At 43.0% G+C, this 12,528-nt stretch carries 9 protein-coding genes; 7 read left to right on the plus strand and 2 right to left on the minus strand.

Translation table 11 applies throughout. From position 1 onward, the window contains the following. The first annotated feature begins 330 nt into the window (after positions 1 to 330). The 3 genes from BN8908_RS12575 to BN8908_RS12585 all read left to right on the plus strand — a co-directional run bounded on the left by BN8908_RS12575 (position 331) and on the right by BN8908_RS12585 (position 3,322). Complete coding sequence (locus tag BN8908_RS12575; protein WP_068690912.1) at positions 331 to 1,116, plus strand: UDP-2,3-diacylglucosamine diphosphatase; 786 nt, start codon at positions 331 to 333, stop codon at positions 1,114 to 1,116. 23 nt (positions 1,117 to 1,139) lie between these two features. Next, positions 1,140 to 2,300 (plus strand): glycosyltransferase family protein, encoded by a 1,161-nt coding sequence (locus tag BN8908_RS12580; RefSeq protein WP_021989172.1) that lies wholly within the window; start codon positions 1,140 to 1,142, stop codon positions 2,298 to 2,300. Between the two features lie 125 nt (positions 2,301 to 2,425). After that, on the plus strand, positions 2,426 to 3,322 hold the full coding sequence (locus BN8908_RS12585; protein WP_068690914.1) for a DUF2156 domain-containing protein: 897 nt from the start codon (positions 2,426 to 2,428) through the stop codon (positions 3,320 to 3,322). A gap of 9 nt (positions 3,323 to 3,331) precedes the next feature. Here BN8908_RS12585 and BN8908_RS12590 read toward each other — a convergent pair whose 3' ends face one another. Then, the gene (locus tag BN8908_RS12590) at positions 3,332 to 3,610 is read right to left on the minus strand and encodes a GNAT family N-acetyltransferase (RefSeq protein WP_021989174.1); all 279 of its coding nucleotides are present in this window, start codon (positions 3,608 to 3,610) and stop codon (positions 3,332 to 3,334) included. A gap of 140 nt (positions 3,611 to 3,750) precedes the next feature. Between BN8908_RS12590 and BN8908_RS12595 the strand changes: the two genes are divergently transcribed. The 3 genes from BN8908_RS12595 to BN8908_RS12605 all read left to right on the plus strand — a co-directional run bounded on the left by BN8908_RS12595 (position 3,751) and on the right by BN8908_RS12605 (position 9,048). Beyond that, positions 3,751 to 7,683: a hybrid sensor histidine kinase/response regulator transcription factor gene (locus BN8908_RS12595; protein WP_068690916.1), complete on the plus strand. Its 3,933-nt coding sequence runs from the start codon at positions 3,751 to 3,753 to the stop codon at positions 7,681 to 7,683. A 65-nt stretch (positions 7,684 to 7,748) separates the two neighbouring features. Next, positions 7,749 to 8,564: a helix-turn-helix transcriptional regulator gene (locus tag BN8908_RS12600; protein ID WP_068690918.1), complete on the plus strand. Its 816-nt coding sequence runs from the start codon at positions 7,749 to 7,751 to the stop codon at positions 8,562 to 8,564. 73 nt (positions 8,565 to 8,637) lie between these two features. Continuing rightward, entirely contained in the window at positions 8,638 to 9,048 is a 411-nt protein-coding gene (locus BN8908_RS12605; protein ID WP_021989178.1) for a pyridoxamine 5'-phosphate oxidase family protein, read from the plus strand. Between the two features lie 156 nt (positions 9,049 to 9,204). Here the strand turns inward: BN8908_RS12605 and BN8908_RS12610 are convergent, their stop codons facing one another. Then, on the minus strand, positions 9,205 to 9,525 hold the full coding sequence (locus BN8908_RS12610) for a YbjQ family protein (protein WP_021989179.1): 321 nt from the start codon (positions 9,523 to 9,525) through the stop codon (positions 9,205 to 9,207). Positions 9,526 to 10,079: 554 nt separating this feature from the next. On the opposite strand from BN8908_RS12610, the gene BN8908_RS12615 reads away from it, so the two are divergent. Further along, positions 10,080 to 12,458, plus strand: coding sequence for a glycoside hydrolase 5 family protein (locus tag BN8908_RS12615; RefSeq protein ID WP_068690920.1), 2,379 nt, complete (start codon positions 10,080 to 10,082; stop codon positions 12,456 to 12,458). Positions 12,459 to 12,528 lie beyond the last annotated feature (70 nt).

Consider the following 12,528-nt stretch of genomic DNA (forward strand, 5'->3'; position numbering starts at 1 on the left):
TAAATAGAAAACAACGTTCATAAAAGCAGACGCAAGGCGAAAACCACTTTTTAAAATATACGTATGTAAATTAAGCTTGTTTATTTTTTATTTCAAAAATAAAAAAACAAATCATCGGTTCCGGCATCCAATCGTAAATCAAAATCTTCTAAAGACCAGCGTATATGGTCTATTAAAATCTAAAATCAAATCCGCGGAATCAACAAAATCTGCAGGCCAGCAAAACCGTAAATCAAAATAAAGCCTCAGTCAATCGTAACATATATGTCACTCATTTTTAACGCATTCTTCATAAAAACGGATTTATTTTGTATAAGTAAAAAAAGAACTATGAACGACAGATTAAAAGTTTCAACAGTAGTTATCTCGGATGTACATTTGGGTTCTGAACATTCAAAAGTAGACGAACTTACTCGTTTTTTGAAAAGTGTTGATTGCGATAAACTTATCCTGAACGGAGATATTATCGACGGTTGGAAACTACAAAAGAATCCTTTCGGCCGTTGGAAAAAAAGTTATACCGATCTGATCAAAGTCATCATGAAAATGATGGAAAACCATCGGACACAGGTTATTTATGTAAGGGGAAACCACGATGACTTCCTTGACAAATTAGTACCGTTAATACTCCCCAACATCTCTATTGTCAGCGACTATGTCCATGTATCTAAGGGGAAACGCTATTATGTTACACACGGTGATATCTTCGATACCATCACATCCCATATGATCTGGCTGGCGAAACTCGGTGATTACGGTTACTCATTCCTGCTGTGGTTGAATAAAATACTGAATAACTATCGCCGCCGGCATGGTAAGCCTTACTACTCCTTCTCCCAACGTATCAAACACAAAGTAAAATCAGCCGTATCCTACATTTCAGATTTTGAAAAAGAACTGGTACAGATTGCAGCAAACCGCCACTTTGACGGTATCATCTGCGGGCACATCCATCAACCGGCCGATACCTGGTACGAAAAAGTACATTACCTGAATTCGGGTGACTGGGTAGAATCACTCAGTGCACTCGTCGAGTATCCGGACGGCCGTTGGGAAGTATACGATTACAATAAAGATGAAAAAATGCAGGAAAAAACATTAAAAATAGCCGTATAGAGCCAACATTCAATATCCGATCCATGCGTTTTATTTTCACAATTCAGGGAGAAGGCCGGGGACACTTTACCCAAGCGATAACATTAGAACAAATCTTAAGACAGCAAGGTGACGAGGTCGTTGCGATACTTGTCGGCAAAAGCAGCCGCCGTGAAATACCTTCCTTCTTCACAACCAAAGTAAAAGCGCCTGTATACAGTTTCGAAAGTCCGAATTTTTTACCGACACCACTGAATAAACGTTCACCACTGTTGAAAAGTGTGGCTTTCAATCTGAAAAAACTACCTGCTTTCAGGCAAAGTATCGGTTTCATAGACCGAAAAATCAAGGAGCTGCAACCGGATATGGTCATTAATTTTTATGAATTAATGACAGGACTGACATACCTGTTCAGACATCCTGAAACTCCAATGGTTTGCATTGGTCATCAATACCTTTTTCTTCATAAAGACTTTGTATTTCCCCGCAAACCATGGATTCAACTCGCCTCTCTCCGCTTTTTCACCCGCTTAACTGCCATCGGCTCTTCACTCAAACTCGCACTCTCATTCTATAATTTCCCCGAAGACCCTAAAAAACGAATCATTATCGTACCGCCATTACTACGGGAAGAAGTTCTATCCCGAAAACCGACACGAGGTAATTACATTCACGGCTATCTGCTCAATAACGGCTACGTGGAAGAAATTGCCGAATGGCACCGGCGCTATCCGCATTATCCTCTCCATTTTTTCTGGGACCGGAAAAATGCTCCCGAAACCCAGGAGATCGCACCCGGCCTTACCCTTCACCGAATCGACGACAATCTGTTTATCGACTATATGGCCGGATGTAAAGCATTTGCCACCACAGCCGGATTCGAATCAGTCTGCGAGGCCCTTTATTTACAAAAACCGGTACTCATGGTTCCTGTACACATCGAGCAGGAATGCAATGCGTTCGATGCAACACGTGCCGGAGCAGGAATCCGGTCTGATCGTTTCGATCCGGAAACCCTGCTTTCCTATCTGCCTTCCTATCGTCCGAATCCCGTTTTCCGCTCCTGGACACAATCGGCCGGGATACGGATTTATGCAACACTCCTAAAATACAAAAGCAACTCCCGGAAAAAAGTCCCCTTTTACGACCGCTGCATCGGTAAACTAAAATCCATCCTTTCCATCAAAACCTTAGTGCAAGTATAAACGTTTAAGCAACAAAACCATATACCCAGGTTTTAAATTGTAGATTGACGATTTTAGATTACATTTACAATTCCTTCTCTGGAAGAGAAAAATATAAATCGTAAATTAAAAATAAATATACGGCTATGCTTACGTTTCAACCCATCACACCGGAAATCAGAGAGCTAATCACCACCTACACCCTACCCGGCGAATACCGTGACAACAACTTATCCATTTGCAACCTGTGCTGTTGGCATTTTCTCAACGAAAGCAGTTATACATTGATCGGTAAACAACTGGTTATACGCTTCCGCTACCACGACGGCAATTCGATTTATACATTACCTTTCGGAGAAGGAAATACGGCTGAAACGTTAGAAATACTACATACAGAAGCCCAAAACAACAAACAGCCTCTGATGTTTTTCGGTTCCTCTCCTTATCTTCAAAATGAGCTTGAAAAATATTTTGAACAAAAATTCAAATACCATTACCCGCGGGATCATGCCGACTATCTTTACATCCGCGAAAACTTAGTCACACTCAGAGGAAAAGACTACCAACCGAAACGCAATCATGCAAACCGTTTCCGTAAAAAATACGATTATCAATATTTACCGCTGACTCCGGCCATTGTTCCTCATTGCCTGGACCTGGCTGCAAAATGGTGTGAAGAACACGATTGCCAGGACGATCCCAATTTGCAATACGAACAACAAGCCATGAAATTTGCCATGGAACACTTTGAGACACTGGCCCTTCTAGGGGGAGCCTTATGGGTAGATAATGAAATCGTAGCTTTTACTTACGGAGCCCCGGTCAATTACGATACATTCTGTGTACACATAGAAAAGGCTGATACAAATTTTGACGGGGCTTACACCGTAATGAATCAGGAATTTGCTTCCAGAATCCCGGAACAGTTTACTTATATAAACCGGGAAGAAGATTTAGGTATACCCGGTTTAAGAAAGGCCAAACTATCATATTCCCCGGCGCTTCTATTAAAAAAATGCCGGGCTACACTTATTGAAGAATAAAGCGGAAACTTAAGAAAGTAATAAATCTTCATATTCTTTATGCCGAATCATGAATGTTTCTGCAAAAGGACAAGAAGGCACTACATTCAGATGACTTTCCCGTGCATATTCCAATGCTTGTTTTACCAATGCCGAGCCGACTCCCTTACCTTCCAGTTCCATCGGCACAACCGTATGCAGAATATCCATCACGCCGTCGGCAATAACATACTCCAGATAAGCTGTACTTCCCTGTATTTCAACCTCAAACCGGCTTTTCTTTTGACTATGACCCACCTTATATTTCATAACTTCAGTTATTAGTAAATAAATCCATCTTATTTATCGAATTCCATCAGAAAATGATAGCGAAATATAGACAATAAATGTGAAAAACAAAACAAAGAACTATGTTTTAAAAAATAACCTTTATTTTTGCGGAACGACTTATGTTGAGAAAATTATTATTTCTACTATTATCAGTCTGTTCGACATATATTTGCGTAGGTAATCCTTATGCCGACGACTTCGAATCCGTAACTCCGGATCAAGGCCTGGCCGATCCGGTCATATATTGTTTTGCCCAGGATCCGCAAGGCTATATCTGGATCGGAACAAAAGGAGGCCTAACCCGCTATGACGGTTACAGATTTACTACTTATACCCACACGGCAGGCGATACCACCTCTCTTTCTCATTCCCGGATCAATTGTCTGATGGCTGACGGAGATACGATATACATCGGAACAGACAGAGGGCTCAACCTATACGATATCCGTACCGGCAAAATCCGGCAACTCCTCAATACGCAAAATTATTCCGTAAAATTTATTCTTCATGATGCAAACAAACGTTTATGGATAGGTACAAATCAAGGCTTACTGAACTTCACTGAAAAAGGCATCGTCCGTTATTCCCGGCAAGACAGTCTTCACTATTTCCCCGGCGAATATGTCCCCTGCGGATACCTTGCCGATGACTCCGTCCTCTATGCCGGCACTCATAATTACATCTGCCGTTACCGGGAAGACGGGAAATTCAATCCGATACCCTTGCCTTTTTCTGAAAATTTAAAAGATAACTTGCTGCTTTCACTGATCGGAGACAAGGAATATCCGGGGCAGCTATGGCTGGGTACAGAACAAGGTTTAATCCGGACGGATATGACAACGGGCAAATCAACCTTGTTTCTCCCCAATACACCGATCAAATCTCTGCTATACGACGAAAACGGATCGCTTTGGATCGGGACGGACAACGGACTGTATATTAAATCTCCGGGGACGACTGATTTTACCTATAAAAGAAAAAGTACCGATAACCCATATTCATTGCAAAACGATGTTGTATGGACCATTTTCAAGGACCGTGAATCCAACCTTTGGTTCGGAACAGACAACGGCATATCCATAAAACAAGCCCGCAACAGCTACAATAGTTATTCCATCCGGGAAATTACAGGCAGTAACGAAGAAAACCTGCTCTTTACCATCCACCGGGACAATCACGGCAATCTATGGCTGGGAGGATCAAACGGACTTATCCGCTGGCACCGGGCCACCGGAAAATACGAATGGTTTAAAGCCGGTAAAAACGGATTGTCTCACAACAAAGTACGCTATTTGTATGAAGACCCGCAATCGCTCTGGATAGCTACAGACGGCGGACTCAACTGCTACAATTATGCCGGCGGACAAATCCACCGCTATATCATCCGGGACAAAAACGAAGCCTATAACTCAAACTGGATGTATTGCATCGTCGAAGATAAAGCCGGAAAACTATGGCTGGGAACTTATGAAGGCGGAATCTTTGTTGTTGATAAAAAACAGTTGTCAACAACCGCAGACATCATATATGCGGAAAATCATTTCGGTAGCTATACCGCTACCCGGTCCATATCGGGAAATATTATCAATTCACTTGCCTTGCATCCGGACGGGGCAGTATGGGCCGGTACAGACAACTCAGGCATCAACCGGATTTCGACAATTGAACAAAAGGTCAATATCTATACGCATCCGGCCGACGGTTTGAGCAGCAATTTTATCAAATCCCTTGCCATAGACGATAAAGGAGAAATATGGATCGGTGCGGACAATGGACTCAATTACCTGAAAAAGCCTTATGAACAAATCCGGACAATAGAACCGGAAAAAATTACCGATCCGGTACGTTTTATCACAATTCAAAACGATAACCTCTGGTTCGGTACCAACATTGGAATTGCTTGTTATAATCGCACCCGCCGAAATCTCAATGCAGTATACCTGGGACAATCCTACTTTTCCTGTGCCACCTATTACGCCCCCGAAAACCGAATGTACCTGGGAGCGCCCAACGGAGTAATCGAATTTTATCCCGACTCCCTTTTAAAAGCAGAAACCGTACCGAGTTTACAAATTACCGGATATTCCACGGACAACGATCAAACTCAAAAAGAATTATTTGAAAGGAAAACACTTCGTTTACCTTACCGGCAAAACTCCTTTTCCGTAGAATTTTCGGCATTCCTTTACCGCAAAGCTTTTCTACGATATGCCTACCGTCTGAAAGGATACGACAATATATGGCGGGAAATACCGGGAATCTCCAACCGGGCCACCTATATCAACGTACCTCCCGGACAATATACGTTCGAGGTAGGTAATGTTGACAGCGACGGAACATTCATGGACAATACTGCATCCGTCGAAATCACAATACTTCCGCCCTGGTATCGTACAACGATTGCTTTACTCGTTTACATTCTGCTGCTGGCAGGCATTGTCATCGGGATCATCTACCGCACCCACAAACGCCACCGACAGGAAATCGAACGGGTGAAACGGGAAAAAACGATGAAATTAACACGCATGAAACTTGATTTCTTTGCCAATGTATCCCATGAATTCAAGACACCTTTGAGTCTGATTATCGGTTACATCAGTCAGTTAATCGTGCACGAAACCGACAACGAACAAAAGCGACAAATGCAGATTGTCCGCAAAAACGCAGATAAGATACATACACTCATCAATCAAATGCTTGATTACAAAGAAGGCGAAAACAAAGACGAGGAATTGATATTATCGGAAACAACCCTGCCTGAATTTATCCGGGAAATATTCACACAATTTGAAACCACATTCCGGGAGAAAGGAATCAATGCCGAATTTACCGCCGATAATATCCCGCACACCTTCTCCATCGACCGGGTAAAAATGGAATCGGTATTGACCAATTTATTATCGAATGCTTCCAAATTCGTTTCTCCACAGGGCCATATCCGGCTATCCGTAACTACGGTTCAAGAAGACGAACAATTTTATACCGCTTCAATTTCAATAGAAGACGACGGTTGCGGAATCCCCGCAAACGATTTACCGAAAGTATTTGACCGCTATTTTATATCACAGTCTTCGCAGCACCTGAACAAAGAAGGTAGCGGTATCGGCCTGGATATCGCCCGGAAAATTGTAGAACAACACGGAGGAACGATTGGTATCCGATCGGAAGAAAATAAAGGAACCTGTGTAACCATCACTTTGACAACCTCTAAAACAATCGCTTTTACCAAAGACGGACTCCCCGGCAATCGGATTGGTACACCGGCAGAGAAACCGATTGTCCTGGTTGTAGAAGACAATACCGAAATCCGGGAATTCATCACATCAAATCTATCGGAGCATTTCTGCTTCCTGACGGCAAGCAACGGGAAGGAGGGTGTGGACATCGCCCGGAAATCCATGCCCCAACTGATCATTACCGATCTGATGATGCCGGAAGCCGACGGCGAATACCTCTGCCGTAGCTTAAGAAACAATGTCAACACGGCATTTATCCCGGTCATCATCCTCACAGCCCGCAACGACAGTCAGACAGAATTACAGTCGTACGAATACGCCGACGCTTTTATCACAAAACCGTTCGACCTGAACTACCTTTACCGCTTAAGTGAAAAATTAATCACCAAATCCCGGAAAATCGCCGAAAAAACACGCCAAAAAGAGATCATTACCCCTCAAGTCACAGAACTCATTTCCCCTGACGAGCAATTTTTAAAACAAATCACCCATATTATCGAGGAATCCCTTTCCGATCCGGATCTGAACGTAACCACCCTCTGTCAGAAAAGCGGCATAAACGACAAGCAGGTATACCGGAAAATCAAACAATTGACAGGGATGAGTGTCGTCGAGTACATCCGGAGCATCCGCCTCAAAAAAGCCGCCATGTTCTTACGCCAGGACAAACTAAGCGTTTCCGAAATCATGTACCTGGTCGGATTCTCCAACGCCTCCTATTTTACCCGCTGCTTCAAAGAAGAATACGGTGTCAGCCCCAAAGAATTTACCAGACAAAATAACACAAGTAAGCACGACAAACCTACTGAAAACTGAAAAAATCAATATTCTTCTATTTCAGCAAAATTCGCATAAATACAATTTTACAGAAAAATAAAGACATGTACACTGAACACCGGCCTTGCACTTTACTCTCTCCCTACATCGACAAATACTGGGAATTCAAAGGTAATCCAGAACAAGGGACACGTATCAACATACTTCCGGACGGATGTACGGATTTTATCTTCACTTTGGGAGATTCTCCACAGACCCTAAACGGCAACCTGACAATGCGGCCTTTTCATACCTACTTCATAGGACCGATGACAGGGTATTCGGAATTGATTACTTATACAAAAACCGTTCATATGCTCGGAATCCGCTTCCGGCCTTACGGAATATTCCGCTTTTTGGAACTGCCTCTACACGAACTCACCGATCAAAGGCTTTATGCCGGAGATATCAACACTTTCTTCAACGATTCATGGACACAGCAATTATCCGAACAACAAATCACCATAAAACAAATAAGCTTAATCGAAACCAGACTTATACAAGCGCTATACGAATATAAGCCGGTTCCCGATAAACCGATTTCATACGCAATCAACCAAATAAATACATTTAAAGGAAAACTTTCAATCCACACCTTGGTTGATAACATCTGTTTATCTCAACGTCATTTTGAACGAAAATTCAAAACATATACCGGATATACCCCTAAAGCATACAGCAGAATCGTAAAATTCAGGAATGCCGTCGACATTTTACGTAAAACGACTTTCGACAATTTATTATCCATCGCAATTGAAACCGGCTACTACGATGTTCCCCACCTTTCGAGAGAGATAAAAAAGATGTCCGGCAATACCCCGCTCTCGTTCTTATCATTACCCCCGGAAAGCGAAACGGCTTTACTTTATATAGAACAATAAAGTCGTTTTTATACAATACGATTCAATTTTTCGATCATATATTTGTTCCCATAAATCTATAAACACATATTCAATGGAGACATTAAACGAAAAAGCTTCGGTTATATTACAAAACAGTGAAATAGTAGTACTTACATCAGTAAACCAGGAAGGATACCCCAGACCGGTTCCCATGAGTAAAATCAAAGCCGAAGGCATTTCGGTTGTCTGGGTGGCGACAGGGAAAAATTCAGCGAAAACCAAAGATTTCTCTTTAAATCCCAAAGCGGGATTATGCTTTTACGAAAACGGAAACAGCGTAGCCCTGACAGGAGAAATTGAAATCATCACAGACGAAGCCATAAAAAAAGAACTTTGGCAAGACTGGTTTATCAGTCATTTCCCGGGAGGCCCGACCGATCCCAATTACATCCTATTAAAATTCAAATCCCGGGAAGTTACATTCTGGATTGACGGCAGCTTCATCCACAGGAAAGTCAAATAACGGAAAAGCAGGTACACACCTGTAAGGCAAGTTGTAAATAGACTGCAACACAAAATTTCGACCGGCTTCACCTTATCCGGTCGAAATCATTTTTCAAACTTTACAGATAACGTAGAGAAACATCTTATACCTCCGGACAAACCGATAAATATAAGATTATAGATCCTGACAGGAAACAGCTGTTCCGCTGGCGGTCACCATCAGCATGCTTCCATTGATGGTTTCATAATCCAGATCTACACCGATCACGGCATTCGCCCCCAAACGGGCAGCCTGCTCTCCCATCTCCTTCAAAGCTATATCTTTTGCCTGTTGCAACACTTCTTCATAAGCCTTCGACCGTCCGCCGACAATATCCCGGATACTGGCAAACAGATCCCGGAATACATTCGCGCCGATAATGGTTTCACCGGTCACAATACCATAATAATTAATTATTCGTTTCCCTTCGATAACAGGTGTCGTAGTTAATAACATAATTTTAAATTAATTTGAAATACAAATAAGTACTCCCTCATAATTAGCCGAAATATTTAAACGTCGTGAGAAACTCCAATTAAGCAGATTAAAAATTAAACGTAAAATTTAATAAGTCGATCGGCCTACCGTATTTTCTCATACAATCTCAAATTTATAAAAAATATCCTGAAATACAATTTTTCTACAGATTCCCTGAAACATATATTACATCAATAAACTACTTTCAAAAACAAGCCGTGACTTCCTTCATTTTATCCGGAATACCAGGCAAAACACAAGTATCCCACAAAATATATATCCACACAAACCTTGGGCTGAAAGAAAAATCAACGGACTTCAAAATAACGCAAAAACCTTTTCATTACCTTCTGTTTTTATATTTTTGCCCGTTTGAAAATATTTAATAATCAAACGTTTGCGAACGGTGTCTAATTTGTGTTAGTCTTTGTTCAATATGTGACAGAAAGACTAAAAAGGATTATCTAAAATTGCAAACGTTATCGGACATTCTTGGTGATGTCATTGGATAAACGGCTAAATAATATCATATCATGTTAAAAAAACTGATCATACCCATTTTATGCGTATTACAACTGGCTGTAGCCGGACAAAATTACAAAATAGATACGCAAGGAATCTTGCGTGACCCGCAAGGAAAAGAAGCCGCCTTTTTCGGCTTCAACTATTGCATGCCTTTTGCCCACGGCTACCGGAGTCACGGTATATTGGATACAGACCGTAAAACAGCTATCGACCGGGATATATATCACATGACCCGACTGGGAATCAACGCTTTCCGGATACATGTATGGGATGTGGAAATCAGTGACGGAGAAGGTAATCTGCTGGAAAACGATCACCTCGACCTGCTGGATTACACCATCGCCCGATTTGCTCAGTACGGAGTGCAAACATTAGTGACGGCTATCGCATTCTGGGGAAACGGATGGCCGGAAGAAGACGATAAAACCTTGCCCGGCTTTTCCAATCAAGTAACCAAGCAACAGGCTACCGTAGACGAAAAAAGTATCGCAGCCCAGGAACGTTACCTGAAAGCTCTGATGAACCATCAGAACCCTTATACAGGTTATTCCTATAAAAACGATCCGGCAATAGTAGCCGTAGAATTGAATAACGAACCGGATCATACAGCCAACGTACCGGATAAAACAGTAACAGCCTATATCGACAGACTGGCAAAAGCCGTACGCACCGCCGGTTGCCGCAAACCCATCGTATACAATATCACACAAAATCCGGAACGGTCGAAAGCTGTAACTACCGCCCGGATCGACGGTGTCTCCGGACAATGGTATCCTTCCGGACTGGTAGGCGGAAAAAAACGTCACGAAAACTTTCTGCCGACAGTCTCCCATTACAACCTGCCTTATGACACTCGTGGAAAGGCCCGTTTCATCTACGAATTTGATGCCGCGGACATCGACGGCTCCTACATCTATCCGGCAATGGCACGTTCCTTCCGGGAAGCCGGTTTCCAATGGGCAACCCAATTCGCTTATGATCCGCTGGCAATGGCCGCTTACAACACGGATTACCAAACCCATTGGATAAACCTGGTATATACACCGGCAAAAGCGATCTCCCTGCGTATTGCCGCAGAAGTCTTCCGCAGCTTACCCCGGGGAAAAAATTTCGGCGATTACCCGGAAAACAACCGCTTTGCCGACTTCAACGTCAGCTATATCGACGACCTTTCTGTATTGAACCGCGACACTCTGTTTTGTTATTCAAATACAACCGAAGACCTCCCGGTTGCTCCCGAACGATTACGCCATATCGCCGGTCACGGCAGTTCACCCATCGTAAAATATAACGGCAGCGGAGCCTATTTTTTAGATAAACAAACAGACGGCAACTGGCGAATCGAAATTTACCCGGACATCACCGAAACAACCGATCCCTATAGCCGGCACAACTCTCTGAACCGCAAAATTGCATTAGCTCAATCGAATACCCGCCAAATGCAGATTTGCCTGCCGGATATACACACACAATTCGACATACGTCCGGGTATCTATTTATTACAAAAGGAGGGCAAACTGCAAAACATCACAAACGATACGCCATACCCGGTAATCGAGGATGATGTAAAAGAAACAGCCGTATTTCATACTCCGGCGGCCGAATGGAACGCAAGCACCCCGGCAACCGTCACGGCCGATATTGTTTCCCCTGCAAAAATAGACAGTGTCGTACTCTACGGCACAATGTGGTACGGCGAATCATTTAAAACCGTCATGCAACAACAATCCGGTTTTACCTATACGGCCGAACTTCCGTCATCCTTCCTTCGTCATGGTATTTTCCGCTATCGCATCGGCGTATACACCGGCAAAGGAAACCGGATTTTTCCGGGCAATTGCGACGTAAAACCGGGAGCCTGGAACGACTATTGTAAAAACGATTATCACAGCAATATTATAACTTCCAGCACGCCAGCCATACTGCTGGATGCACAAAACAAACCGGAATCCGTGGAATTGGTATGGCAACCCGGAATCCGGTTCACCTACCTGCCGGAAGGTATCGGCATGAAAACAGAAACAACCGATTACCGGGGCGAAGCAGCCTTAGTTACAGACGCCCTCTTTGCTCCCCGTCCGTTGAATCAAATGACAATAGAAGCAATCATCACAGAAAAACCGGCAGAAGCACGTTTAGAACTACTCGACCGGGACGGTTTCCTCTGGTGTGCAGAGACACCCCTGCAAAACGGAAAAACAACAATTGCATTATCTGACTTCAAAGCGACAGAAATTCGTCCGGTAAGGGAACTCTATCCCGGTATTTCTTTCCGGGGAGGCATCCGGTCCGACAGGCCGGACATTCGGGCAGAAGAAATCACTTCCGTGCGATTTGTTTTGAAAAAAGGGGATGTCGTCATTCAAAAAATCTCGTTGGGAAAATAAAAATACAGTCCCTGTGTGCAAAACGACAAAGGAAATCTAAATAAAAACAAAAGGATATCAACTTAAAATC

It is taken from the genome of Culturomica massiliensis, from assembly GCF_900091655.1.
GTDB classification, from domain to species: domain Bacteria; phylum Bacteroidota; class Bacteroidia; order Bacteroidales; family Marinifilaceae; genus Culturomica; species Culturomica massiliensis.

Bases quoted from the DNA above. Each gene is read 5' to 3' on its own strand.
- BN8908_RS12575 (WP_068690912.1), top strand. From the start codon at position 331: ATGAACGACAGATTAAAAGTTTCAACAGTAGTTATCTCGGATGTACAT.
- BN8908_RS12580 (WP_021989172.1), top strand. From the start codon at position 1,140: ATGCGTTTTATTTTCACAATTCAGGGAGAAGGCCGGGGACACTTTACC.
- BN8908_RS12585 (WP_068690914.1), top strand. From the start codon at position 2,426: ATGCTTACGTTTCAACCCATCACACCGGAAATCAGAGAGCTAATCACC.
- BN8908_RS12590 (WP_021989174.1), bottom strand. From the start codon at position 3,610: ATGAAATATAAGGTGGGTCATAGTCAAAAGAAAAGCCGGTTTGAGGTT.
- BN8908_RS12595 (WP_068690916.1), top strand. From the start codon at position 3,751: ATGTTGAGAAAATTATTATTTCTACTATTATCAGTCTGTTCGACATAT.
- BN8908_RS12600 (WP_068690918.1), top strand. From the start codon at position 7,749: ATGTACACTGAACACCGGCCTTGCACTTTACTCTCTCCCTACATCGAC.
- BN8908_RS12605 (WP_021989178.1), top strand. From the start codon at position 8,638: ATGGAGACATTAAACGAAAAAGCTTCGGTTATATTACAAAACAGTGAA.
- BN8908_RS12610 (WP_021989179.1), bottom strand. From the start codon at position 9,525: ATGTTATTAACTACGACACCTGTTATCGAAGGGAAACGAATAATTAAT.
- BN8908_RS12615 (WP_068690920.1), top strand. From the start codon at position 10,080: ATGTTAAAAAAACTGATCATACCCATTTTATGCGTATTACAACTGGCT.